The sequence below is a fragment of the Alteromonas sp. K632G genome (assembly GCF_017653625.1).
Lineage (GTDB): Bacteria > Pseudomonadota > Gammaproteobacteria > Enterobacterales > Alteromonadaceae > Alteromonas > Alteromonas naphthalenivorans.
The window spans coordinates 333,009-359,898 of sequence record NZ_JAGGDM010000001.1 but is presented as its reverse complement, the minus strand read 5'-3'; the positions used below and the strand labels follow the sequence as shown (position 1 = coordinate 359,898).

The window sequence follows — 26,890 nt, the reverse complement described above, 5'->3', positions numbered from 1 at the left end:
CTATTTAACAAGCCTGAGTGCTTACTTTTAAAGCTTTTGTAGATACTTTCGGCCTATTATAACTTGTCAGCTTCTGCTGCAAGGTACTTGGCTACGCCTTCTGGTGAAGCATCCATACCCGCTTTACCTTGTGTCCAACCTGCTGGGCAAACTTCGCCATGATCCTGATGGAATGCAAGTGCATCGACCATACGAAGCATTTCGTCTACATTACGGCCTAGCGGAAGGTCGTTAATCACTTGATGACGTACTAGGCCTTCTTCATCAATCAGGAAAGAACCTCTAAATGCCACGCCATCTTCTGGATGCTCAACATCATACGCCTGACAAATTTCATGTTTCACGTCGGCCACTAACGTATATTGAACTGGACCAATGCCACCTTCGTTTACTGGCGTATTTCGCCATGCGTTATGAGAAAACTGTGAATCGATAGAAACCCCAATCACTTCTACGCCCCGTTTTTTAAATTCTTCAAAACGCTTATCAAAAGCAATAAGTTCAGATGGGCAAACAAAGGTGAAATCTAGCGGGTAGAAAAAAAGTACCGCTTTTTTGCCTTTGATGGTTTCAGATAGTGAAAATGAATCAACTATTTCACCTGAACCTAATACTGCAGCAGCGGTAAAATCCGGCGCTGGACGGCCAACTAATACACTCATAAATATCTCCAATTTATATAAAAACTAAATAATAAGTAAAACGTCTTTTCACTTGGCGTTTTCTAACTCTCTTTATTGGTACTTTATCTTAGATAACAAGCGGTAACGCACTCTACTTCTGCTAATTTTTCACTCATCGTACCAACGGCCACCCTTTTTGATGATTTCTTGAGTGTGAATACGACTAAATCTCACTTGCATTAGAATGAAATAGCAATTATTATCATTTACAGACTTATTTGGAGTGTTTTATGTTTGTATGTATGTGTTACGGCGTTACCGATAAAAGCATACGCGCCGCAGTACAAGGTAATGGCGTAGGTAACATGCGTGAATTGCGTGAACATATGGAACTTGGTTCCCAGTGTGGCAAGTGCATCCAAATGGCACAACAGATTATCGATCAAACCATCATCGATGATTCTATGTTTAAAAACGTAGGCTAGCCCTTTCTTTTTTCCTAGGTATTTTCCTAGTTTCTATTTTTTAGATTCTATCCAAAATTTATCTGACCTTCTATTTCAATCAACTTTTGTGTCGTTAATCAACACTGTATTCCAATCCTAAATAATAGAATGCGCCATTAATCCCCCCTGGCGATGTTGGCGGATATAAAGCCCCTACTTCCCCACTAAACGGATTGCTATCAGGTTTTGTATCAAATAAGTTTTGCACACCTAGCGTAACTCCCCACGACGGTGAAAAAAACCATGCTACTTGCGCATCTGCCGTTAGCGTGTCGCTTCCATAAATATCCATTCCCGCAGAAGCATCTAGATGGTCTTCGTAATATTTGCCGTAGTAGTTTGCCCGCCACGTAAAATTAAAGTCACCAATGTACTGTTCGAGCGTCAAACTGCCTCTGTGTGCTGGCAAGTTATCTTCTAGCATTCTAATGCGCTGCGTTGTCAGGTTTGGCATTAAGGTTATCTCACCATCAACCATGGTGGGATACAAGGTCACCCGCTCTACTTGTGTGTCTGTCCAATTGTAAGCTAACAACAATGTCTGCTTCCAATCTTGTACCATGAAGTCGTAGTGAACCACTAAATCGACCCCTTGGGTTTGGGTATCAAAGTCATTGGTGAAAAATTTGGCGGCATTGTAGTTCGCCGCATCGTCGCGGCCGTTCGCACTAAGCACTTGGATGTCTGCCTCACTAAGCGGTATTGCTGACGTGGTACTGATCCTGTCCATTAAACGGATATTAAAATAGTCGAGGGTTGCGAAAAAGGTATCACTTACGTGCATCACCACACCTAAACTAAAGTTAACCGACTCTTCTGGAGTGAGCGGTGTTGCACCTAGCTGTTGTGATATCAAATCAGTGGGCGGCAGTGTGGCTTGGTCTTCTAGTCCATTCGCGCTATAAGCCGTGGTGACATTAATCACATTACTTTGACCAACCGTCGGCGCTTTAAAGCCAGTATTGATAGAGCCTCGAAGGGCAAATAAGTCATTAACCTTATATCGCGTACTTAGCTTGCCATCAAAGGTAGAGCCAAAATCAGTAAAGTGTTCAACGCGGGTGGCTACACCAAACTGCCATGCTTCACTTAAGAAAAACTCCAAGTCTATGTACACCGCCCAATTACTTCTGCTCCAGTGCCCTGCAGATTGAGGCTGGTAACCAGGGAATCCGTTCGAGCCAATGCTGAACCCTTGCGATGCCCCCGTTGTGGGGTCAAAAGCGAGCGAGTCAGCGGCATAAGAGGCATCATCACCGGCTTTTTGAAAGTAAGTTTCTCTGCGCCACTCTGCGCCCATAGCAATACTAATTGGCTCTTCAAATACGGATTGAATTAGCTTTGCGAAATCAAGATTAAACGTACGCTCTACTTGGCTAACTGAGCCTGGAGAAAAAGAGAGCGGAGAGTCTGGCCCAAGAGAAGGATTAACGGTGCCAGATAAACGATAAGCGATATCTGAATACCCTACACTGGCACTCAAATCCATCGCCCAGCCATTATCTAATTCCGTTTTGACGCCAGCAAATACAGAGGCATCAGTGATTGTGCCACCAAATTGTGGGGTAAACCCACCGGGAAACCACTCGTTAAAGGCAAAGCAGTTCGCACCAAGTGCGGTGGTATTATCGGCAATACGCAAATAATCGGGGTTATCCAATACATTGGTATCATCAAGGAAAATGGTGGGGCATCTAATCCCCTGCCCTATACCGTCTAAATCCCCAACCAATAAGCGACTCTCGCCCGTTTCTTCGTTCGTTTCAGAAAAGACACCTTCTCGGGTTTGTGGGTTGCGAAAGTAAAAACCGCCACTTATTTCACGATGGGCATAAGTTGCTAACGCGTAACCTTCGTAGTTAGGCGCAATGTCCCACCCCGCATTTGCCGACATTTTCATGTCTTCGTTAACATCTAACGCGCCCCATATTTGCGCAGGGCTGCTTATAAGCCTATTACCCGCATCAATGAGGCCTTGTGCATCATCACGCTGAACAGAGCGTGATGTGCCTTGTTGCTGTCGATATTCTACCGTGGCGTTCAAGAAGCCGTTTTCACCTAAACGAAAACCTTTATTAGCCTGTATCTGAAATAACTCACCATCACCTTCAGAATAGGTACCCGTTTTAAGTGCGATGCTGCCACCTGAATCACTATCATCAAGTACGAAGTTAATCACGCCGGCAATGGCATCTGAACCGTATTGTGCCGCAGCACCATCTCGTAAAACTTCAATTTGTTTTAATGCATAAGCAGGGATAACCGAAATATCCGGCCCCTGTGCGCCATCAGATAAGCCACCGCCAAGAAAAGTAATGACTGCCGAGCGATGTCTGCGTTTACCGTTGACGAGCAGTAATGTGTGATCTGACGCCATACCTCGTAAATTAGCAGGTCGCACTAAACTGGTAGCATCATTAATAGGCTGATCGTTGACGTTTAAAGAAGGCACCATGGTGCTTAGCATCGACAAGGCATCGCTGTTGCCTTGTGAACGTAACGATTCTGAGCCAATAATATCGAGTGGCACGGGCGATTCGACCACACTACGAGGAGAACTTCTGGTCCCTACTACGGCAATGCGCTCAAGCGCATTACTTGTGTCTTCTTCTTGAACACTCTCTTCACCCTCGTCTTTTCTATTTTGAGCAACTACATCACTGCGAGAACGAATACTGACTTGCCCAGCACTGTCAGTAACCACAGCAAGCTCGGTGCCATCAAGCAATTTTGATAAGGCTTCGTTAAGGGTGAAGTTGCCTTCTAAAGAATTAGTTTTAACCGTTTGCGCTAAGTCGAAAGGAAATAAGAGTGTGGTATTAGCTTGCTTTGCTAGTTCTGTTAGCGCGTCATCGGCATCTTGGGCTGGAATTGAAAACTGAAAGGCCGTTTGATTAGACTGCTTTATTGGGCTTGGCGCATTTTCTTGTTTGCTACGTTGACCAGCTTGAGACTCGGGCTCTTGCGCGAATGCGCCCTGAATAGGACCAGCACAAACGGCTAACACAAAGCAAATACTTGCCTTGCGCACACTGTTATAGCTGCGCACTACTGCACGAGAAAAATTGGCCGAACGCAAATGATGCAAGATGAGAAATCGTACTTATTATTTGTTTTATTATATTGTCACAATAGTTAAGCTTATGCCAAATAATGCATTTGCACTGGTATTTAAGGCACGCATTACCCGCGTATTATTCGTCAGTTATTTAGTGATATTTAGCGTCGAATTATTAACCTTCAACCACCAACCTTCAGCCACCAACTTTGAGTCACTCAACCTAGATTCATTGCCGTTATTCATCAACTGCGAATTATCTGCGAATGAGCCATACAGCAGCTCTACACCGGCCTTAAACTATCCTCGAGAAACCGAAAGCTGAATACTAGTATCGGATACTTTTTCGTATTCAATATTAAAGCTGTTTTTAAGTGCAGCTAGCAAGCCATCAATATCGCCCACTTTAAAGTAGCCTGCAACACGGCGGCTTTTAAGCGATTCGTCAGAAATCTGAAAGTGTACTTGCGTATATCTACCAATTTCAGCAAGCACGGCTTCTAAGCGCTCACCTTTAAACACAATCATGCCTTGCTGCCATGCTAAATCATCATCAATGTCGTTTTGCGATAAACTCTCGCGGGCATCAACATCGCCTTTTACTGTGGCTTTTTCACCCGCAAACATAAGCAGGCCTTCACCTTCAACAGGCGCTTTGGAAAATAGTGACTGATTACTACTGAATGCACTAAATCTGTCTTTAACTAATACCTTTCCATCGGTTACCACTAATTCGAAAGCGTTGTCGTCAACATACTGCATGTTAAACGCAGTACCCACTGCGGTAACCGTATTATTACCTGCGGTTACCGTGAAAGGTCGCGTGGTATCGTGCGCCACTTCAAAATGCGCTTCGCCTTTTAGCAATACAATGTTTCGCACATCGTCAGAAAAATCGACGGTAACACGCGAGTTTGTGTTTAAAAGCAGTGTAGAGCCATCTGAAAGCACGAGATTTCTTTGTTCACCAATACCGGTTTCAATTTTCTCAGACATGTGCGCCACTACATCTGGCGCTTCTAGCCAAATACGGTCAACCACAACAGCTACCGCAATAGTCATAACTAAAAACGCAGCTGCTACGCTCATGCGAGCTTGAGTAACTATACCCACGCGGCGCTTTTGGCGATTATGGGATTCGGTTTTGTTCTGATGACGAGGAAACAAGCCACTTAACTCGTTAAGTACTGACATATCATCCCACAAGCTTGCGGCCTCCATGAGTGCCTTGCGATGATTTGGACTTTCGGCAAGCCACGCATCTAGCTGTGTTTTTTCGTCTTCGCTAAGTTCGCGATCGAGACGGCTTATCCACAAGCAGGCTTGCTCTTGGATATCTTCTTTGCTGGAAAACTGACGAATATTGTTCATGTTAACTACGGCTTATGTCCTGAGTCGCATTACGAGATGTGCGCACGGGGGCGTCATCTTTAGATAGCTCGGCTAAATATTTCGAGCACAACATTAATCCTTTAGCGACATGCTTTTCTACCGTACTCTCGCTTAAACCAACGAGTTCTGCGATGTCTTTTTGGCGCATGCCATATACTTTTTTAAGTAAAAATACCCGCTTAACATCCGCAGACAATGTATCTGTCGCTCGACAAAAGTGGATGAAGCGCTCCTTACTTTCTACATTTTTTTCTAGGCTATAACCCACCAGTTCGTGGGGTAAAATGTCCATGTCATCAATAGGCTGATTATTTTTATTTTCGGCTCTGGCAACATGGTTTAATGCTAAGTTACGTGCTGTTTTCAGCATGTACGTGCGTTCAAAGCGAATCTCTTGATTCATCTCAGCTTCATAACTTTTTATGAATGCTTCTTGAACGATGTCTTCTATATCGTCGGCACCCACAATAGTACTCACCGCACGCATTAGCTTTGCGCGATATTTTAAGAAGGATTCGGTGACTGTCGACTTTCTGGTCATATTAAAATTTTGCAGGTGTTTCAAATTGCTTACAGTTATTTCACCATCATGCCAATTTATTGGTCTGCTTGCACGATGAAATCTTATATTTTTAGCATTTAGAGAAATAAAAGGAGGCGAACGCCTCCTTTTACCTGGTTTCCGTTTTTAGAAAGTGTAAACACCTCTCAGGTAATAGAAACCGCCATTGATACCGATGGGAGACGTAGTCGGATACAACGAACCTGCAATACCTGCATACTGCGTGTTTTCATCTGGGTACTCATCAAACGCGTTTTTCGCACCCACTGTTACGGTCAGCTCTTCTGTGAAGTTATAAGCCATTTCCAAATCAATCGTGATTTCAGACCCTACTTTATCGATAGGTAGTGCTGAATCTAGGTGATCTTCATAGATGCTACCGAAATAGTTTAGGCGAGCTAGGAAGCGCCAGTCACCATTCGTATGGTTAGCTGTTGCACTGTAGCGTACTGCCGGAAGGTTATCTTCCAACATGCGGATGCGTTCAGCTGAAATATTATCAGATGCTCTATCTACTTCGGTGGACGTCCAGTTGTACGCGAGCGAGAACTTAGTTTCGCCTTCGAACATATCCATGCTGTAGTTTGCTACCACATCAAGACCTTCGGTTGTGGTATCGAAGTCATTGGTAAAGAAACTAATTTCACTAAAGCTAGACGCATCACTGATGCCTTGATCAAGCAAAATCGCTATATCTTCATCAGTAAGCGCAATACCAGAAGCGGTACTGATACGGTCAGTAAGTTCAATGTTGTAGTAATCAGCAGTAACGAACAAACCGTTATCGAAGTCTGCCACTACACCAAAGGTAATACTTTCAGATTCTTCCGGAGTAAGCTGCTCACCACCTTTAAGCTGTGACACAGGATCGGTAGGTGGAAGCGTAGCACGGTCGATAAGCTTGCCATCAGTACCAAATGCTGTGGTTACGTTACGTACGTTACTTTGTCCTAATGTAGGTGCTTTAAAGCCAGTTGAGAAAGCACCACGGAACGCGATGTTTTCAAGCGCTTGCCAGCGGAACGCCACTTTACCTTTAGTGGTATCACCAAAGTCTGAGTAATCTTCGTAACGAATAGCACCCGCTAACATAAAGGTCTCAGTGATGTACGCTTCTGCATCTACGTAGAACGCGATGTTATGACGCGATACTAAGCCTTGGCTGTTTGCCGCTAAACCAGGGAAACCATTTGAACCAATACCAAAGCCTTGTGACGCTAGAGGACCAATTTCATAAGATGCAGTATCACCGGCAAAACTCTCGTAGCTTTCATGACGGTATTGGAAACCACTTGCTACAAATAACGGCTCATACAAACCAATTTCAAAAGGCTTAGTGAAATCTACGTCAAGGGTTTGCTCTGATTGCGTATAACGACCAGGGCTAAACTCGAACGGAGTATCGGGACCAAGTGATGGGTTGATGGTGTTGCTGATAACAAAATCAACTTCGTTTTCACCTAAGTTCAAACTTACGTCATAAGTGATGTCGTTCGCTAATTCACCACGGGTTCCGAATACCAATGACATATCGGTAACCGTTCCACCGAAACGCGGTGTGAAACCACCTGGCAATATTTCGTTGAACGCAAAACAATCGGGGTTATTAGCCACTTCATTGATGTAGCGTTCGTTAGTTAATACGTTGTCGCCAGGGATGATGTCGGTAGGGCAGTTACCTGAAAGGTCGTCGGTTAAGTCACCAACCAATAGGGAACCGTCATCAGCCGCGTAAACACCGCCACGAGTGTGCGGGTTACGGTAGTAGAAACCACCTTCCACTTCACGCTCAGCGAAGTTACCGAACATATAGGCTTCTGCGGTATCACTTAGCTCTAACCCTAGGTTAGCGAAAAGTTTGTAGTCGTGTTTAATTTCAGGCGAACCCCAAATTTGTGCAGGGTCGGCAACGAAAGTATTGCCAGCAGCGACTAACGCAGCTGCATCATCACGCTGAACACTTCGAGAAGTATCATCGGCAGTACGGTATTCTGCAGAAAGGTTAATGAAACCTTTATCAGATAACGGCATACCAATATTACCAGACAGCTGAATCATGTCGCCGTCACCTTCGTAATACGAACCGTAGCGAGCTTCAAATGAGCCGCCTTCTGACGCATCGTTTAATACGAAGTTAATAACACCGGCAATGGCGTCTGAACCATACTGCGCCGCAGCGCCGTCTCGTAATACTTCAATTTGCTTTAATGCCGCTGCTGGAATAACCGAGATATCTGGGCCTTGTGCACCATCAGACAAGCCACCACCTAGAAATGTGATTACCGCAGAACGGTGACGACGCTTACCGTTTACTAGCACAAGCGTGTGATCTGATGCCATACCACGAAGGTTAGCAGGACGAACTAGGGTAGATGCATCATTAATAGGTTGGTCGTTAACGTTAAACGACGGAACAACCGTTTGCATCATAGAGACAACATCGGTGGCACCCTGATTTTTAAACTCTTCATCAGAGATAATATCGATAGGTACCGCAGATTCAGCGACAGAACGTGGCGCTGCGCGTGAACCTACAATGGCGATTTGTTCATAATCTTCTGCGTTCGCTTCTGCTGCATCTGCCGCCTCTTGGGCGTGCACTGGCGCAATGGCCATAACAGAAAATGCCGCTGACGCAGCAAGTACGCCTCGAACGTGTTTGGTCAATAAAGACAAAGATGTATTCATAGTGGTTTCCCGGGATTTTCCCCCTGTCACCTCTACGCTTTCATGAACGTAATAAGTGCAGCGAGTGATAGTTATTTTATACCTTTAACGCTGACCATATACTTGTCAGCACCCACGTTTTATAAGATGTAAACTCTTATAAAACAAACGTTTTTGGACAAAATAATTATTTATTTTCAAACCATAGAGGATTTTGTTTTCTGGTCTGTCTATTAGTATTTACGGGAATTGAAAGTGGTGTGATTTTGCGGGGTTTTAATCAAAAAAGCCGGCTAATTGCCGGCTTTCTAATCTTATTCTTCAGTCTTGTGTTTCTCTGCCGTTTCTTTAATTAACGGCTGCAATTCGTTTTGTTGAAACATTTCCATGATAATGTCACAACCACCAACTAACTCGCCGTCTACCCATAATTGCGGGAAAGTTGGCCAGTTCGCATACTTTGGTAGTTCAGCGCGAATATCTGGATTTTGCAAAATGTCTACATACGCAAACGGTTCACCACAGCCCATTAGTGCTTGTGATGCTTGTGAAGAAAAACCACAACTTGGCAGTTTAGGAGAACCCTTCATATATAAAAGAATAGGGTTTTCTTCAATTTGTTGCTTAATTCTGTCTACGGTGGATTGAGTTTCAGTGTTATCCATCAGGTCCTCTCAGCGGAAAAGTTATTCCCTATAAGTGGGAATGAGCGTGTAGAATTCAAGGGTAATATTATCATAGTTTCTTTCATGGGTTTATACTCACCGCATCTGAAAGGGATATTTATATAACCCGTGGTGCCCACGACAATTGTGGATAGCAGTAGTCTTATATAGCGTAGTCGCATTGGTAAGATGAAAGTGATCTTATATCCAATGCTGATATTACTTACTATCAGTACTCTCGTTTCTATCGTTTGCAAAGTAGCGGCTACGCAGCATAACCTAGCATTCATGATATGGGGATTTGAAAGGCAATTATTATAACTAGACAAGAATTTAGAATTTTCATAAATTTGTCATTGAGTTATACAAATTTGCCCCTACATCTACAGCATGCTTTTGCTATTATAAAATAAGCATCTTAGATAAAGTATTTATACAGGCTCGTTGAACAGGCATTGCGAGCTTAAATTAACGTTGTTTAAAAAACATTAAACCAACATGGAGACCGATATGGCTTTTGAATTACCAGCATTACCATACGAAAAAAATGCACTTGAACCGCATATTTCTTCTGAAACGCTGGACTATCACTACGGCAAGCATCACGCTACTTACGTAACTAAATTAAACGGTTTAGTTGAAGGTACTGATTTGGAAAGCAAAAGCCTAGAAGAGATCATCAAGTCTTCTGAAGGTGGCGTTTTCAACAATGCAGCACAAGTTTGGAACCACACGTTCTACTGGAACTGCTTAAGTCCAAATGGCGGCGGCGAACCTACTGGTGCACTAGCTGACGCAATTAATGCAAAATGGGGCTCATTCGCTGACTTCCAAGCAGCATTCAATGATAAAGCAGTGAACAACTTTGGCTCTAGCTGGACTTGGTTAGTTAAAGCGGCTGACGGTTCTCTAGACATCGTGAATACAAGTAACGCCGAAACACCAATTTCTGGTGACGAGCTTACACCTGTATTGACGGTTGACCTTTGGGAACACGCTTACTACATCGATTACCGTAACGTACGTCCTAAGTACCTAGAAAACTTCTGGGCACTTGCTAACTGGGAATTTGCTAGCGCGAACTTCGCGTAATCATTTTCAGACAAATTCAAAAACCCGCTTAGGCGGGTTTTTTTATGCCCATTATTTAATAATATACAGACTTTTAAGTAATACTAATGGGGGTATTTGACTCAATTTTAACGAAAAAATTCCATTTTTCGTTAGATCAAACATTTCACGTCTATACAAAAGTTTACTATGATTTTTGTTTCCTATTTCTAAATACCGACTAAGCTGAAATTACGGGCAACCGTTTTTTTAAGAGGTATTCATGGGTATTTTCGAACATTACCAAAACCGATACGAAGAACGAAAGCAGGAAGAGTTTACCATTGAGGAGTTCCTTGAGATTTGCAAGGACGACACAGCAGCTTATGCAAATGCTGCTGAGCGATTGCTCAGTGCCATTGGCGAGCCTCAAATGATAGACACCGCGACGGACCCCGCACTGAGTCGCATATTTTCAAACCGCGTGATTTCTCGCTACCCCGCGTTTAATGAATTTTATGGTATGGAAGAAGCTATTGAGCAAATAGTCTCTTACCTAAAACATGCCGCACAGGGGTTAGAAGAAAAGAAACAAATTCTTTATTTATTGGGGCCTGTAGGTGGAGGTAAATCGTCGTTAGCTGAACGTTTAAAAGAACTGATGCAACATGTGCCGATTTACATCATTAAAGGTTCGCCGGTTAACGACCATCCGTTTTGCTTATTTGATGCAAAAGAAGACGGCCATCTACTTGAGCAAGAGTATGGTATTCCGAAGCGCTACTTAAAAACCATTATGTCACCATGGGCACGAAAACGTCTGCATGAATATAATGGTGACATTACTCAATTTAAAGTTGTGCGTGTCTACCCTTCTGTGCTTGATCAGGTGGGTATTGCGAAAACTGAACCTGGCGATGAGAACAATCAAGATATTTCAGCCTTGGTAGGTAAGGTAGATATTCGTCGCTTAGAACAATACGCACAGAACGACCCAGATGCTTATAGCTATTCAGGCTCACTGTGTAAAGCGAACCAGGGATTGATGGAATTCGTAGAAATGTTTAAGGCGCCAATTAAAGTGCTACATCCACTACTTACTGCCACCCAAGAAGGTAACTATAATCCTACGGAAGGCTTTTCAGCGTTGCCTTTCGATGGCCTGATCTTAGCCCACTCAAATGAGTCAGAATGGCAAACCTTCAGAAATAATAAGAATAACGAAGCCTTTTTAGACCGCGTTTACATTGTTAAAGTGCCCTACTGTTTGCGAGTAAGTGAAGAGATTCATATCTACCGTAAACTGCTAGATAGCAGTGAACTAAAAGGGGCACCGTGCGCACCAGATACCTTGGAATGCTTAGCGCAGTTCACTGTGCTATCTCGATTAAAAGAACCTGAAAACTCGAGTTTGTTCTCAAAAATGCGGGTTTATGATGGGGAAAGCTTGAAAGACACCGATCCTAAAGCGAAGTCATACCAAGAATACCGCGACTATGCAGGCGTAGATGAAGGCATGGAAGGGTTGTCCACTCGCTTTGCCTTTAAAATACTATCCCGTGTGTTTAACTTCGATCATCAAGAAGTGGCTGCCAACCCTGTGCATTTGTTTTATGTGCTTGAAAGGCAGATTGAACGTGAACAATTTCCACCTGATTTAAGTGAGCAATATTTAGAGTTCTTAAAAGGCTATCTGATACCAAAATATGTTGAATTTATTGGTAAAGAAATTCAGACCGCGTATTTAGAATCTTACTCAGAATACGGGCAGAATCTTTTCGACCGCTATGTCACTTATGCAGACTTTTGGATCCAAGATCAGGAGTATCGTGACCCTGAAACCGGTCAACTTTTTGACCGCGCGTCGCTAAATGCTGAACTTGAGAAAACCGAAAAGCCTGCGGGAATTAGCAACCCTAAAGACTTCCGTAATGAGATAGTGAATTTCGTACTTCGTGCACGAGCCAACAATGGTGGTAAAAACCCATCGTGGACGAGTTATGAAAAATTACGCACTGTGATTGAAAAGAAAATGTTTTCCAACACGGAAGATTTGCTGCCAGTTATTTCGTTTAATACAAAAGGGTCAGCCGACGAACAGAAAAAGCATGACGACTTTGTAAATCGAATGACGGAAAAAGGCTATACACAAAAGCAAGTCAGACTATTGTGTGAGTGGTATTTACGAGTTCGTAAAGCCTCATAATGGGCTATTTACTCGTGGTTCACCCTATGACAAGCAGGTGGTTATGGCGCATTTCATCGACCGAAGACTTAATAGTAAAGGCAAAAGCACGGTAAACAGACAGCGCTTTATTAAACGCTACAAACAACAGATAAAGCGTGCTGTTACCGATGCAGTCGGCAAACGTTCTGTTACCGACCTAGACTCGGGCGAGCAGGTAAGCATTCCTACTCGCGATATTTCTGAACCTGTATTTCATACCGGAAAAGGGGGCAAGCGAGATATTGTCCACCCCGGTAATGACCAATTCATTGCAGGCGATAAAATTGACCGCCCACCAGGTGGCGCGGGTCAAGGTTCTGGTGAAGGGGAAGCGGGTAATAGCGGCGACGGAGAAGATGAATTCGTTTTCTCCATCTCGAAAGACGAATATTTAGATATCTTGTTCGACGACTTGGCGCTGCCTAATTTAAAGAAAAATCAGTTTGATAAAGTGATTCAACATGAAACCTATCGTGCTGGGTATCAAACTGACGGTGTGCCGAGTAACTTAGACATTGTTCGTTCTCTTAAAGGATCGGTGGCAAGACGAATTGCGTTAACCGGTTCTACTCGAAAGCGTATCAGAGAGTTAGAAGAACAGTTAGCCATACTGATGACTGCGCCTACTAACAATGCACTAGCCATTGAAGAAATTGAAAAAGAACTCGCACTACTTAAAGCCAAAGTGGCTAAAGTCCCTTTTATCGACACCTTCGATTTACGTTTTAAAAACTACGACAAGCGCCCTATTCCTACCAGCAAAGCGGTGATGTTTTGCTTAATGGATGTTTCAGGCTCTATGGATCAAGCGACCAAAGATGTAGCAAAACGCTTTTATATTCTACTGTATTTGTTTTTAACCCGTACCTACGAGAATGTAGAGGTGGTGTATATCAGGCATCATACTCAAGCGAAAGAAGTCGACGAACAGGAGTTTTTTTACTCTCAAGAAACCGGCGGTACGATAGTCTCAAGCGCACTAAAGCTCATGGATGAAATCGTGCGAGAACGGTTTAGCGATGGCAATTGGAATATCTACGCGGCCCAAGCATCCGATGGCGATAACTGGGCCGATGATTCGCCTTTATGTAGCTCACTTTTAGTTAATAACCTATTACCCGCCACCCGCTATTTTGCCTATATTGAAATAACCGAACGCCAACACCAAACCCTTTGGCGAGAATACGAAAGGGTCAGTCAATCTTCCGACAATATAGTATGTAAACACATTCAAACGCCGGATGATATTTACCCTGTATTCAGAGAAATATTTAAGCGTACTGAGCAGTTTAGTGCGCAAGGAGGTTAGCCCATGTCTTTAAGTGCAGCGCGTCAAAAACATAAATTAGATGACGGCCCAGATTGGACGTTTTCATTACTCACCGAGTATGAAACAGAAATAGACCGTATTGCTAAAGATTTTAAGCTAGACACCTACCCTAACCAAATTGAAGTTATTACCGCTGAACAAATGATGGATGCGTACGCCAGCATAGGTATGCCACTAAACTATACGCATTGGTCGTTTGGTAAAAAGTTTATTCAAACCGAACAACAGTACCGCAGGGGCCAAATGGGCTTGGCCTATGAAATTGTGATTAATTCTGACCCTTGCATAGCGTACTTAATGGAAGAAAATACCATTACTATGCAAGCGTTGGTAATGGCGCATGCCTGCTATGGCCACAACTCTTTCTTTAAAGGTAACTACCTTTTTCAAACTTGGACAGATGCCAGTTCCATTATCGACTATTTGGTATTTGCCAAGAAGTACATTGCTAAATGTGAGCAAAAACATGGTGTAGAAGAAGTTGAGAACATTCTTGATTCTTGTCACGCGTTAATGAATTACGGTGTGGACCGATATAAAAGACCACAAAAAATATCGCTTCAGGAAGAGAAAACCCGTCAAGAAGAACGTGCTCAGTATTTGCAGTCACAGGTTAATGAGCTGTGGCGAACCTTGCCGGACAACCCTAAAAGTAAAGATACAAACACCCTACGTTTTCCTTCCGAGCCACAAGAGAACTTACTGTATTTCATTGAAAAGAATGCGCCACTGTTAGAACCCTGGCAACGCGAAATTGTGCGCATTGTGCGCAAGGTATCTCAGTACTTCTACCCACAAAAACAAACTCAAGTAATGAATGAAGGCTGGGCCTGTTTTTGGCATTACCACATTCTAAATAAAATGTACGACGAGGGATTAGTCAGCGACCGCTTTATGATGGAGTTTTTGCACAGTCATTCCAGCGTAGTCATGCAGCCCGATTACAACAGCCCATACTATTCTGGTATCAACCCTTATGCATTAGGGTTCTCGATGTTCATGGATATCAAACGGGTGTGCCAGTCTCCCACCAAAGAAGATTATGAATACTTGCCAACTATCGCTGGTAAAGATTGGCTTGAAACCGTGCATTTCGCCATGCACAACTTTAAAGATGAAAGCTTTATTAGTCAGTTTTTGTCACCCAAGCTAATGCGAGATTTCAAATTATTTGCCTTAGAGGACGACGCGAGTAATTCCTATGTAAGCGTCAGTGCTATTCACGATGAGAACGGCTATCGGACCATTAGAGAAAAGCTCTCCGCCCAATATAATTTGAGTAATTTGGAGCCTAATATTCAGGTATATAACGTTGATGTAAGAGGCGATCGGTCTTTAACCCTTCGCTACGTTCCTCAACATGGTATTCCCTTAGGAAACTCCAAAGGTGAGGTTATGCGTCATCTTCATAGATTGTGGAAGTTTGATGTAAGACTTGAGCAAGAAAACAGTGCCGGGCTTCCTACCCTACTGGCCGAGTGTCGAACCAGTAAATGATTGTACCTTTCACCTTCTGATATGCGGGGCAATCACTCATATGCACATTCTTAGTTGCACACAGGAGCCTGACTTACTGCTGCAAAGGCAGGGGTATGTCAGGCATTCAGTGTTTTAATTGTTTGATTTGGCTTAGGGTCATCAAGAAAACCATTTTCAGAGGCGTAGAGAAACGCGTCATCGATACTCAGCACGTGAAAGCTGACGTAATCTTTGGCTCGTTCGGGTAGCATTTTAGCCAGTTGGTATCGTTTGACGGGGTTAGTTTGGTATACATAAAACGTTGCTTTAACACCCTTTTCGTAACACCATATTCCGTATTCGGTAAACTTGTCCATGGCATCAAATGTGGTCAAATCCCACTTATCCAATAACACGATATGCAGCCAACGCTTATTAAATTTTGACGATACTTCCTGCTTAACATCAGCAATATAGCTATTTGATATTTCAGTAGACCATTGACCGACTAATTCACTAATAAGTGTAGAGCCCACAATCTCAATGCTATAAGCGGCATGGGGAAACTTTTTATAACACACCATATCAGAGCGTGTATTCATGCTAACACTCCTCTTTAATACAAGAAGAATGCTGACAATAAAGCCTATATCTATGGCGCAGAGTATCGCTCCATGATGCCATCGATTCTTCCTACCTTTTTCGTGTTGCGTCTCTCACAGTATAGTCAGTTATTGTAAGTAGGCTAATTTTTGGCAGCGCTTTTGAACAATAGTCTTTGATAAGAATAACTTCTACATAAGGTGCTTACGCTTACAGAAAAACAAGGAAGCCGCCCCTATCGCCGAGAACACCGCTGCGGTGGCAAAGGTTTCGTACGCGTTGGCTCCTTGGTCCCATTGCTGCCCTGCCATATAGTTACCGAACGCACCACCGAACCCAAATGCCACACTAATATAAATGGCTTGACCTCGGCTGTGAAATGCAGGTGGTAAAAATTGATGAATGAAGTGCACAGACACCGCATGGGTTAACCCGAAACTGAGTGCATGAATAACTTGGCTGAGTAATATCACCGCCATGCTATCGGCAGCAGATGCTAATGCGTACCAACGCAGTGCGGTTAATAACAAGCTGGCGAATAACAGATTCCACACGCCAAAACGTGCAGTTAAACGGCTAGCAATAAGAAAAATACCCACTTCAACCAGTACGCCCAGGGCGATAAATAAACCAGTTTGCTGACCGCTGTAGCCAAGGTCGCGCATATACAACGCGAAAAAGCCGTAATAGGCTCCGAAGCTAATTTGTAAGCATATAGAAGCAAAGATGAAAACTACAAACGGGCGCTGTTTGGCGTACTGCCAAATACTGCCTACGGCCGTGTGTTTCTCGGCACTGGCTTTAGGCGCTTGAATGAATAACGTGGTCACGAACAACAGCAATAACACGCCCACACTCGCTATTACTGGCGTTTCAGTAGAAAAGCTATCTAAGGCTTTACCTACACCTACCGTTAAGCATATAAAGCCAATGCTTCCCCACAACCTTATAAGCCCGTAGCTGGCTTTAGTGCCTTCTACTGACTTCATGGTGATAACCTCTAATTGAGGTAGTACCGCGGTCCAAAACATCATCATTAAGCCGAAAGAAAGGGTAAGCCCCCAAAATCCTTCGAACAAGAATACGGAACAGAAAGTTGCCACGGTAAGAAAACTACCCAGCCTTAACACACTCACCGCGTTGCCTTTTTTATCAGCAATGCCCGCCCATATTCCTGGCCCTAAGATACGTGCAAGGGTTATCACTGCAAAAAGCTCCCCTATTTCAGCAGAGCTAAAACCACGACCATCGAGAAATATTCCCAAGTAAGGGACCAAAACACCTAACTGACCAAAGTACAGCCAATAGGTTAACGCGAGAACAATGAGTGATTTATGGTTAGCAAAAGGCAATTTAGCGAATGGCACTGCACAACTCCGTATGCGATAGCGCCACAGGTAACGTTACCTGTGGCGTATGAAGGGGATAAGCTGGATGGTATATTATACTGACGCGCTGTTTTCTTATCGCTTAGTTAGCGCTTATTCAGCTTTACCTGCCTGACCTGCCTGACCTGCAATAGCTACGGTAGTCGATACCACAGAAGCGTTTTGCGCACGGTGACGCAAGTAGTGATCCATCAATACAATCGCCATCATCGCTTCAGCAATAGGCACCGCACGAATACCGACACAAGGGTCGTGACGACCTTTGGTGATGATTTCGATTTCTTCACCCTGCTTGTTGATGGTTTTACCTGGCACTGAAATACTAGATGTTGGTTTAAGTGCCATATGTACTTCAAGATCTTGTCCTGTTGAAATACCGCCTAATACGCCACCCGCATGGTTTGATTGGAAACCTTCAGGTGAAAGCGTATCACGGTGCTCACTGCCTTTTTGGTTAATAACCTCAAAACCGTCGCCAATCTCTACGCCTTTAACCGCATTAATGCTCATCATAGCGTGCGCAATATCGGCATCTAATCTATCGAATACTGGCTCGCCCAAACCCACTGGTACGTTTTTTACCACGACTGAAACTTTAGCACCGATGCTATCGCCAGATTTCTTTAGCTCGCGCATGTATTCATCTAGCGCTTCGAGTTTGCTTTCATCAGGGCAGAAAAAAGGATTGGTATTCGTCACCGCATGGTCAACGTTTTCAACGCTAATAGGCCCTAATTGAGAAAGGTAGCCATGTACTTCAACGCCATGCACTTCTTTTAAATACTTTTTGGCAATACCACCCGCAGCAACACGTACCGCAGTTTCACGGGCAGACGAGCGACCACCACCACGATAATCACGTGAACCATACTTTTGATCGTAGGTATAATCGGCATGGCCTGGGCGAAAACGGTCGGCAATATTTGAGTAGTCTTGGCTTCGTTGATCTTTGTTTTTAATCAACAAACCAATACTGGTACCCGTCGTTTTTCCTTCAAACACGCCAGACAAAATTTGCACTTCATCATCTTCACGACGGGCGGTGGTATAACGGGATGTACCAGGCTTACGTCTGTCTAAATCGCCCTGTAAATCAGCTTCACTTAACGTGAGGCCAGGAGGGCAACCATCAACAACACCGCCAATGGCGATACCGTGGCTTTCTCCAAATGTGGTAACGGTGAAGAGTTTTCCAAAGCTGTTGCCTGACATAATCGAGAATTAATCCTTGCTGTTAAAATAGTTTTTTAATGTTGAGCTGTTCACGGCAAATATCCCCTGCCCGCCATTTTCAAAGCTAAGCCAAATGACTTCAAGGCCTGGGAAACGAGTGTCCATGTGCACTTCGCTGTTACCCACTTCAATGAACAACCAGCCGTTATCGGTTAGGTATTGTGGTGCTTCACGCAGCATAATATCCACAAGTTCTAACCCGTCGTCTCCGGCTGCTAATGCAAGCTCGGGCTCGTGATGATATTCATCAGGTAAGTCGGCCATGTCTTCAGCATCAACATAAGGTGGGTTTGATACGATTAAATCGTACTTCTGCCCGGTTAAATTAGTAAATAAATCAGAATGAATAGGGTAAACACGGTGACTTAATTGATGCTCTTGAATATTAATATCGGCCACTTCAAGGGCATCTTCGCTTATATCTACCGCATCAACCTGTGAGTCGGGGTACGCATGCGCAAGCGCAATAGCAATACAACCACCCCCTGTGCACATATCTAAAATATGCGACGGTGCTTCTTTAACGAAGGGCTCAAAATTATTTTGAATCAGTTCTGCAAACGGAGATCGAGGGATAAGCACGCGCTCATCAACGTAAAATGGCATGCCGCAAAACCAAGCTTCGTTGGTAATGTAAGGCAGAGGCATACGGGTTTGAACTCGTTTTAAAACAAGCTCAGCAATTTTTTCGCGCTCACTTTTTGTGAGTCTTGATGACAACATGCTGTCGCCAACATGCTCAGATAACGAATGCGGCAAGTGTAGCGCTTGCATGGTAAGGCTTAATGCTTCATCCCAAGCGTTATCGGTACCATGACCAAAATAGAGGGCGGCGTCGTTAAATCGACTGGTAGCCCACCGAATCATATCAAGTATGCTGTGTAAATCTTCGATGGCTTCTTCTAAGTAAAACTTGTCGGTCATAAGAGCTTGGGTACATCAGGAATATGAAAGCTGGTATCATACCCAAAGATAACGCCTGCGCCCACGTTAATTTGCATATCGGTTCATAATGAAAGCATTTAAAAAAGAACTAAAAGCCATGAAAAAAGGCATTGAGAAGCCAAAAGTGATTGAAGATACCTTCTCATTTGCTGATGCTGTGCAAGGTGTAAAGCCCATGGAGCAGGACAAGATTGTTCCGAATAAGAAAGTCGCCCTTGAAAAGAAAAAGCAATTAGCAGGGGTTAAAGACCTAAAAGGCAGTAAGCAGGTAGCGGCGAGTTTTAGTTTTTCCGATATGTACCAAGCCGTACTTCCGCAAGAAGGCCCCATGCGGTATTGCCGAGAAGGCGTGCCAACGCATGTACTAAAACAGCTTAGACGAGGAGACTATTCCCCTGAGTTTCTGCTGGATTTGCACGGTATGACCCGAGAAATGGCAAAAACAGAAATAGCCTCATTAATTTATACCGCCCGAAAAGAGTCGGTAGATTGTGTTTCTATTATGCACGGGTTTGGACAGGGCGTTTTAAAAAATGCACTCCCCCACTACTTAATACAGCATCCACACGTGAATGCTTTCCATCAAGCGCCACTTGAATACGGCGGACAAGCGGCATTGCTTGTGTTGCTAGATGTGCCCACGCCAGAATATAAGCGATAGTGAACGTAGTTATCGTTACTGAGTTCTTGACCTATCATTTACCTAATTCATGTCAAACGCCGCGACATACAGGCAAAACAATTTTTACTTATCAAGTTCTGCGCTGTTGTGCATAAATAGGTAGGTATAAAACACGCCCATTCCAATAATAATACCAATACCTAAAAGCGAGCCCCATACAACGGGATCTGAAATCATACTTAGTAACATAGTGTTTCTCCTCACAGGGTTAATAAGGTAATGATAGCGATTTCTTGGCGAAGGTTTGTGATCTGGATCAAGTCTGAAATACGGTAAATAGAAGGGATGTAGAGAAGTTGATCGAGATCAATGTATAAAAAAATTAAAAATAATCTAAAATGCCATTGCAAATCATTCTCATTTGCAATACATTGTACATGCCTGTTCGACGTAGGTTAAAAACGGTCTTGGCTTAGCGTCGTAAGGGGAACAGACGCCCGTCTGTTCCCCTATTTTTTTGCCTGCTACTTTGTGGTTTTATCAATAATAAAACGCACACATAACCCCTTATTTTTTCGGTTTTGAATTACTAAGTGGCCATTATGCGCATCCGTTATTTCTCGGCATAGCGCTAACCCTAATCCACTCCCATTAGCTTTAGTGGAATAAAAAGGAACCAGCGCATTCGTCATCACGCTATCCGTCATGCCTTTTCCGCTATCGAGTACTTCAATAATAACTTGAGAAGCCGTTTGTTTAATGACGAGCTCCACATCCTGTGGGTCGCCTCCCGACTCATGGGCATTTTTAAGTAAGTTAATTAATAGCTGCTCTAATTGGACTGCATCGGCTTTCACCTCAACAGCCTCTTGCATGGTTAACTTAAAGTCACATTGATTGCTGAGTTGCGCCGTTATTTTATCCCAATCAATTGTTGCTAAAACTGGTGGAGGCAATTTTGCAAATCTTCCATACCCTTGAACAAATTGGTTTAAGTGGGCGATACGTTCTTCAATAGTATGGAACACACGCACCAGACGGGCATCACCATTTTGTTGGCCTACAATTTGGCCGCTATGTAATAGGCTAGAAATAGGCCCCAAGGAATTATTGAGCTCGTGACTAATTACTCTTATTACCTTTTTCCACACCGATACTTCTTGTCGGTTAAGCTCTCGCGTCATTTGCTTAAGAATATACAGTCGGTGAGTTTGATTATTTAATAAAAACGTTCCTGTAGACATATGCCATGTTTGAATGCCGCTAGCCCCCTGAGGCAAAGTAAATAGCCCTTCTCGATTTTCTAGCAAAACATCTTTTAGCGTGTCTGGTTTATTGTTAAGTAAAGTACCGAGGGTGTAACCTTCTAAGCTCCTGGTACCCGAACTGCTAGCAGCCAACTTACTGGCGCCCAACTTATTCGTACCAGCGCCATTTTCCTCAGAGCCTGTATCCTCCACCCTAGTTGTTGGATGGAAGAACTCGCAGGCTTGGCGGTTACTTAGCACCACATGCATCTGATCGTTCACTAACAATAAAACGTCAGGTGAACTATGCAGCACTTTATCTAGCATTAGCTCTCGTTGATACAACCACTGCTTTTCTCGGCGAAGGGTTTCTGCGGTATCGTTATAAAGCTGGGATAAGGTTTTAAACTCGTCGTTTGATTTACAAGACAGTGTTGACGAAAACTCACCGTCTTTAAAATTGAGCAAACCTATTTTAAGCGCCTCTAATTGTTTGTTTATTGGCGCCGTACAAACTTTCACAGCAAGTGTACATAAGCATAAAGACACAAGGACAAGCAAAGCTTTTTGAACAACCGACAGGTCGCTTACATACAACATAGGCGCCATGCCTATTGCTGTGGCACAAAGCGCCGCGACCCGAAGCTTATTTTTAATTAACCTCACGATTTATAATCAATTCCATATTTATCTAGCCGGCGGTAAAGCGCTTGTCTGGATAACCCTAAGTACCTTGCCACTTTAGATATAGTGCCGTTAAATTCTGTAAGCGCCGCCTCAATCTCTGATTTGCTCGGCTCTTTTCCCCCTTTTCGCTCTGTATTCACCTCACCGCTAATAGAGGGTAAACCGAAGTCATCAGCATCCAGCGTACCATCTGGATGTAATATACTGACTCGTCGACATACATTTTCAAGCTCACGCACATTTCCTGGCCACGCATAGGCTTGTAGCGCCTGCTGCCCAGTGAGGCTAATATCTCGACCTGGTAAAAAATGCTTTGCTAAGGCCAACACATCATCTCCTCGCTCATTAAGGGGCGGCACATTAATTTCGATGACATTGAGGCGATAAAACAAATCCTCGCGAAATGCGCCGTTTGCGATGTCGCGAGTTAAATCAGAATTGGTGGCCGATATTATCCTTACGTCTGTTTTTTGTGTTTTCACCGACCCTAGCTTTTCAAATTCACCCGTTTGCAATACGCGCAATAATTTGACCTGGCCTGACAGCGGCAAATTGCCGATTTCATCTAAAAACAAGGTTCCTTGGTGGGCGGCTTCAAAACGGCCAATTCGCGTTTTGTTAGCGCTGGTAAACGCGCCGGTTTCTGCGCCAAAGAGCTCTGCTTCAATAAGCTCTTGAGGAAGGGCGCCCGCGTTTACCTTCACAAATGCTGACTGATTAAGGGGTGATTGAGATTGAATGAGTTCTGCAATCTTTTCCTTTCCGCTTCCATTAGGCCCAGTGATGAGTACCGGTACATCAGATTTAGCCACCTGCACCGACATATCTACTACCCGCTGCATGGCTGCGCTTTCGTACACCAACCCAATACTTACGGCTGCTTGGCGGGTATTGTCAAAATTTGCCGCTTGTTGCTTCAACACTCTATTTTGGCTGGCGGCTTGCCCTAGCGCCACGAGGTTTTTAATGGTGGTAATAAGCTTACTATCATCCCACGGCTTTGGAATGTAGTCAGCTGCGCCTGCTTTTACCAACTCTACCGCTTGTTCTAGCTCTGTCCACGCCGTGATGAGAATAATGGGTAATAGCGGATTTAACTGACGCAGCGCGAAGAAGAGCTCGCGCCCTTCCTCGCCTGAGGTTGTGTCTGCACTGAAGTTCATATCTTGCAACACTAGCCCGATAGCTTGGTAATTGACTATCTGCAGCGCCGCTTTTGGCGTTGTGGCTGTCACCACTTCGTAACCATGAATTTCTAGCAATAGTGATAACGCCTCTAATACAGCGGCGTTGTCATCAACAATTAAGACTTTGGTCATGTCTACACTTCTTAAATACGACTTATATACTGCGAGTAGCAATACTGGGTGAAATATTAGCGGCTCGCATGGCGGGAACAATAACGGCCAGTAGGCTCATTACAAAAATGAACACGGCAGTACCCACAATGAACTCGGGTTCTAATGATGAAATAGAGTAGGATTTCATCATTACATCACCTAAAACCACTGCCGCTAATCCCCCTATCACTAAACCCGCTATACAGACCATGGTATTTTCGACTAAAAAATACCTTACGATAGCAGACTTTCTTGCCCCTAGCGCTCGGCGGGTACCAATTTGTTTTGTGCGTTTGCTAATGTTGAATTGCGTAAGCCCAAATATGCCAAGTGCAGTCACCAGTAGAAGAATAACAACAAGTACAATCAACATACGCATCATGAGCACATCGGTGGCGTCATAGTTTTCTTTGGTTTTATCTAACCCGTCCACATTAATAATGACCCGCTTATCGTAAACGTCCAACATTTTCTGTTCAATATTCGCCATGATGTTAGCTCGTTCAGTTTTATCCGTACGAACTAGAATATGTTGATAATTTTGGACATCCATAAACGGCACAATAGCCGTGGTTTTATCGCGCATACCATTAGGCCAAGGGCTTTTCATTGTTCCCACTATTCCGATAATTTCAAGGGGTCTATTTTTAAGATAGACCGTTTCTCCCAGCGCCCCACCATCGGAAAATAATGCATCAGCAAGGGCTTGAGAAACAATAATTGTGTTGGGGCCGTTACCGGTGAAGTCATTACCAACAATAACCTCTTCTGGCCTAAAGTTTCGCCCTTCAAGCAGTTTTATACCGAAGGTATTTAAACCATGTTCGTCCATATAATAGTAAGGCACGCTGATAGATTTAGACTGCTCAGGAGAAGGCTTTAATGCCACTGATGAAGATGATCCACCGCCTGACAAGGGTACCGCTTGAATCAAACTGGCGTCAATTACGCCAGGGAGGCTTCGAATCATTGTTTCATCGAGTTCTGCTTGTTGGCTGAGGGAGCGGTCTTTCCCGAATGTCATGACCGACAAGCTAAAGATTTCCTTTTCTGGGAACCCTGTATCTTCGCGAAGATACGAAACATAATCATTAATCATAAATGCAGCATTGCTAACAATCGCCATGGTAAGCGCTATTTGAAGTAACAGAAGCACGGCGCCAATTTTGGAACGGCGTATTGCATTGAAGATAGGTTTAATGTCTAACATAGCCTGCTCCTTATTGGCTTTTTAAGTAGATAGCGGGTTGTGTTCTGCACACCAACCAAGCTGGGTACAATCCAGCCAAGAAACTGGCCACAAGGGCGATAATTGGCGCAGCGAGTAACATTGAGACATCCATAGTTGCTAGGGCATCATAATAGCTGTTGGTCACCCGAATTCCCCATAACCCAATTTGCGCAATCACAATTCCTAACAAGCCACCGGCTAGCCCAATCACCGACACTTCGACAATATGCTGGGCAAATATATGACGTTTACTGGCACCGAGTGCCCTCCGGACACCCACCTCTGGCGCCCGCTTTAAAAACTTCGCCAGCAGCAACCCTAAAATGTTGGACACACACACTAATAGAAACATAAAACTCAACCCCACCAGAATACGATTGTCTTCAGATACCACTGAGTTGTACTCCAGCCATTCCGTCACGTTTCGAAGCTTGTATTCCAACGTTTCTCGGTTGAAGCGGCCTTTTTCTCTTTGATCTTCCATGTAAGTCATAAGAAAATTGGCGAATTGTTGCTTCTCTGCTTCCGTATTCAACTGTACCCAAAATTGAATCCACACATGTTCTGAATGCATTAAATCTTGATAGTTCTTAATTCCCTCATGCTTCCACCCGTTTAAGTTTCCCCAGGTGGTAATTTCTTCCAGCGCGCCAATAGCGAAAGGAATATAGAGCTGTTCAGAGGAGTTAAACGCACCGTTGTTCACGTCATAATACTTCACATGGTGGTCCCAATTGGCTGAGACACCCACAATTCGGTAACTGTTATTATCAAGGTAAATATGTTGGCCAACCGAGTCTTTACCTGCAAATAAACGGTTATTAATTTTTTCTGATATCACCACTACATATTCATGGGTGTCTTGTGAGTGTAAAGACCAAGGTGCGCCATAAATAAAAGGTCGGTCGAAGATAGAAAAGAACTCTCTATTCACCATTCGCGCGGGCTCCATGGTAGGTTTAACGTCGGGCGAATTTAGGTGTACAGAGAAGCCACTTCTAAAACTAGGTGACTTGGGGACTGAAATGTCTGCGTTGTACAGATTAACGGCATCTTGATAAGTAAGTTGATACGGCAGGTTGTCAGATGAATGCCACTCACGACCATCGTCCATAATATTTAGCTGAGGATAATAAATCGCGCTGCTTTTGTGGGGAATGGGGTCCATCGACATCATGTGATAAACTGACAGACTGGTCATAGTAAGCCCTATACCAATGGCAATGGCAAACACCATTAAAAAGCTAATGACGGGCGTGCGTTTTATGCTTCGCCAACTTAAATCAATATAGTGGAGAAACATATTACACTCCTGACGCAACAACGGTTTTATTGTCGAGGGTGGCTGCTAAAGACGGCTTACCCTGATATAAGGTAAAGTCGGCTAACTGCCCATCTACGACTTGAATATTCCGAGGCGCTCGGCGCGCTAATTCGGCATCATGGGTTACCATTACAATCGTGGCGCCATTTTTGTTTATCTCTTCAAGTAGCTCCATAACTTGGCGGGCCATCAGGCTGTCCAGATTTCCCGTAGGTTCATCGGCAAGTAAGAAACGAGGCTTGCCCGCAAGAGCTCGTGCGATTGCAACACGTTGCTGTTGCCCGCCAGACAACTGTTGCGGTAAATGTTTAGCTCGGCTGGCCAAACCAACTTGCTCTAAACATTGTTCAATTCTTACTTTACGCTCTTTTGCGGCAATGCCCCGATAACGCAGGGGCACTTCGACATTTTCATATAAATTCAAATCAGGTATTAGATTGAAACCCTGAAATATATAACCAATTTTTTGGTTTCTTAAGTCGGCAGTTTGATTATCTGACAATCCACCGATATCCACGCCATCTAAGGTATATTGGCCTGATGTGAACGGTTCCAGCAAACCAGCAATGTTTAAAAATGTTGTTTTCCCAGAGCCAGAAGGCCCTGTTACCGCAATAAACTCGCCTTCATTTACGGTTAGCGAAAAATCTCTTAGCGCATGAGTTTGTACACTGTTCGTCTGATATATTTTGCTTACGTTGTTCATGGTTAACATTGCTATTTATCCTTTTT

23 protein-coding genes are annotated in these 26,890 nt (G+C 43.8%); 7 read left to right on the top strand and 16 right to left on the bottom strand.

Going from position 1 to position 26,890, the window contains the following annotated elements; genetic code table 11:
• Positions 1-56: 56 nt before the first annotated feature.
• On the bottom strand, positions 57-662 hold the full coding sequence (locus J5X92_RS01550) for a peroxiredoxin C (RefSeq protein WP_013784971.1): 606 nt from the start codon (positions 660-662) through the stop codon (positions 57-59).
• Positions 663-913: 251 nt separating this feature from the next.
• On the opposite strand from J5X92_RS01550, the gene J5X92_RS01545 reads away from it, so the two are divergent.
• Positions 914-1,108, top strand: coding sequence for a bacterioferritin-associated ferredoxin (locus J5X92_RS01545; protein WP_013784972.1), 195 nt, complete (start codon positions 914-916; stop codon positions 1,106-1,108).
• Positions 1,109-1,202: 94 nt separating this feature from the next.
• Here J5X92_RS01545 and J5X92_RS01540 read toward each other — a convergent pair whose 3' ends face one another.
• Positions 1,203-4,037: a TonB-dependent receptor gene (locus tag J5X92_RS01540; RefSeq protein ID WP_041452975.1), complete on the bottom strand. Its 2,835-nt coding sequence runs from the start codon at positions 4,035-4,037 to the stop codon at positions 1,203-1,205.
• Between the two features lie 235 nt (positions 4,038-4,272).
• On the opposite strand from J5X92_RS01540, the gene J5X92_RS01535 reads away from it, so the two are divergent.
• Complete coding sequence (locus J5X92_RS01535; protein WP_126871912.1) at positions 4,273-4,512, top strand: hypothetical protein; 240 nt, start codon at positions 4,273-4,275, stop codon at positions 4,510-4,512.
• Here J5X92_RS01535 and J5X92_RS01530 read toward each other — a convergent pair.
• The 4 genes from J5X92_RS01530 to J5X92_RS01515 form a co-directional block, all read right to left on the bottom strand.
• Positions 4,488-5,558: a FecR domain-containing protein gene (locus tag J5X92_RS01530; protein WP_126871913.1), complete on the bottom strand. Its 1,071-nt coding sequence runs from the start codon at positions 5,556-5,558 to the stop codon at positions 4,488-4,490. The genes J5X92_RS01535 and J5X92_RS01530 overlap by 25 nt on opposite strands.
• A 1-nt stretch (position 5,559) precedes the next feature.
• Positions 5,560-6,120 carry an RNA polymerase sigma factor gene (locus J5X92_RS01525; RefSeq protein WP_013784975.1) on the bottom strand — a complete coding sequence of 187 codons (561 nt, stop codon included), beginning with the start codon at positions 6,118-6,120 and terminating at the stop codon, positions 5,560-5,562.
• Positions 6,121-6,267: 147 nt separating this feature from the next.
• The gene (locus tag J5X92_RS01520; RefSeq protein ID WP_013784976.1) at positions 6,268-8,829 is read right to left on the bottom strand and encodes a TonB-dependent receptor; all 2,562 of its coding nucleotides are present in this window, start codon (positions 8,827-8,829) and stop codon (positions 6,268-6,270) included.
• A gap of 293 nt (positions 8,830-9,122) precedes the next feature.
• Positions 9,123-9,473, bottom strand: a complete 351-nt coding sequence (locus J5X92_RS01515) for a Grx4 family monothiol glutaredoxin (protein WP_013784977.1) — start codon at positions 9,471-9,473, stop codon at positions 9,123-9,125.
• A gap of 510 nt (positions 9,474-9,983) precedes the next feature.
• Between J5X92_RS01515 and sodB the strand changes: the two genes are divergently transcribed.
• From sodB to J5X92_RS01495, 4 genes are all read left to right on the top strand, one after another.
• Positions 9,984-10,565, top strand: coding sequence for a superoxide dismutase [Fe] (sodB, locus tag J5X92_RS01510; RefSeq protein ID WP_013784978.1), 582 nt, complete (start codon positions 9,984-9,986; stop codon positions 10,563-10,565).
• Positions 10,566-10,806: 241 nt separating this feature from the next.
• A complete protein-coding gene (locus J5X92_RS01505) occupies positions 10,807-12,729 on the top strand; it encodes a PrkA family serine protein kinase (RefSeq protein WP_208804336.1) in 1,923 nt (640 codons plus the stop codon).
• Positions 12,730-12,772: 43 nt separating this feature from the next.
• On the top strand, positions 12,773-14,059 hold the full coding sequence (locus tag J5X92_RS01500) for a YeaH/YhbH family protein (protein WP_208804518.1): 1,287 nt from the start codon (positions 12,773-12,775) through the stop codon (positions 14,057-14,059).
• A 3-nt stretch (positions 14,060-14,062) separates the two neighbouring features.
• Entirely contained in the window at positions 14,063-15,577 is a 1,515-nt protein-coding gene (locus J5X92_RS01495) for a SpoVR family protein (protein WP_208804334.1), read from the top strand.
• Positions 15,578-15,675: 98 nt separating this feature from the next.
• On the opposite strand, the gene J5X92_RS01490 is transcribed toward J5X92_RS01495, so the two are convergent.
• From J5X92_RS01490 to prmB, 4 genes are all read right to left on the bottom strand, one after another.
• Positions 15,676-16,140, bottom strand: a complete 465-nt coding sequence (locus J5X92_RS01490; protein WP_126871917.1) for a hypothetical protein — start codon at positions 16,138-16,140, stop codon at positions 15,676-15,678.
• A gap of 192 nt (positions 16,141-16,332) precedes the next feature.
• Positions 16,333-17,508, bottom strand: a complete 1,176-nt coding sequence (locus tag J5X92_RS01485) for an MFS transporter (protein WP_013784983.1) — start codon at positions 17,506-17,508, stop codon at positions 16,333-16,335.
• A 114-nt stretch (positions 17,509-17,622) separates the two neighbouring features.
• Positions 17,623-18,741: a chorismate synthase gene (aroC, locus tag J5X92_RS01480; RefSeq protein ID WP_208804332.1), complete on the bottom strand. Its 1,119-nt coding sequence runs from the start codon at positions 18,739-18,741 to the stop codon at positions 17,623-17,625.
• A gap of 9 nt (positions 18,742-18,750) precedes the next feature.
• On the bottom strand, positions 18,751-19,686 hold the full coding sequence (gene prmB / locus J5X92_RS01475; protein ID WP_013784985.1) for a 50S ribosomal protein L3 N(5)-glutamine methyltransferase: 936 nt from the start codon (positions 19,684-19,686) through the stop codon (positions 18,751-18,753).
• Between the two features lie 88 nt (positions 19,687-19,774).
• Between prmB and smrB the strand changes: the two genes are divergently transcribed.
• The gene (gene smrB / locus J5X92_RS01470) at positions 19,775-20,368 is read left to right on the top strand and encodes an endonuclease SmrB (RefSeq protein WP_208804330.1); all 594 of its coding nucleotides are present in this window, start codon (positions 19,775-19,777) and stop codon (positions 20,366-20,368) included.
• 84 nt (positions 20,369-20,452) lie between these two features.
• Here smrB and J5X92_RS01465 read toward each other — a convergent pair whose 3' ends face one another.
• The 6 genes from J5X92_RS01465 to J5X92_RS01440 form a co-directional block, all read right to left on the bottom strand.
• Positions 20,453-20,578 carry a DUF3149 domain-containing protein gene (locus J5X92_RS01465; RefSeq protein ID WP_208804328.1) on the bottom strand — a complete coding sequence of 42 codons (126 nt, stop codon included), beginning with the start codon at positions 20,576-20,578 and terminating at the stop codon, positions 20,453-20,455.
• 275 nt (positions 20,579-20,853) lie between these two features.
• Positions 20,854-22,242 (bottom strand): HAMP domain-containing sensor histidine kinase, encoded by a 1,389-nt coding sequence (locus J5X92_RS01460; RefSeq protein ID WP_208804326.1) that lies wholly within the window; start codon positions 22,240-22,242, stop codon positions 20,854-20,856.
• Positions 22,239-23,582: a sigma-54 dependent transcriptional regulator gene (locus J5X92_RS01455; protein ID WP_013784989.1), complete on the bottom strand. Its 1,344-nt coding sequence runs from the start codon at positions 23,580-23,582 to the stop codon at positions 22,239-22,241. The genes J5X92_RS01460 and J5X92_RS01455 overlap by 4 nt, the downstream gene beginning before the upstream one ends.
• 22 nt (positions 23,583-23,604) lie before the next feature.
• Complete coding sequence (locus J5X92_RS01450; RefSeq protein ID WP_208804324.1) at positions 23,605-24,813, bottom strand: FtsX-like permease family protein; 1,209 nt, start codon at positions 24,811-24,813, stop codon at positions 23,605-23,607.
• Positions 24,814-24,823: 10 nt separating this feature from the next.
• Complete coding sequence (locus J5X92_RS01445; protein ID WP_126871921.1) at positions 24,824-26,137, bottom strand: FtsX-like permease family protein; 1,314 nt, start codon at positions 26,135-26,137, stop codon at positions 24,824-24,826.
• 1 nt (position 26,138) lies between these two features.
• On the bottom strand, positions 26,139-26,873 hold the full coding sequence (locus tag J5X92_RS01440) for an ABC transporter ATP-binding protein (RefSeq protein ID WP_013784992.1): 735 nt from the start codon (positions 26,871-26,873) through the stop codon (positions 26,139-26,141).
• Positions 26,874-26,890: the final 17 nt, after the last annotated feature.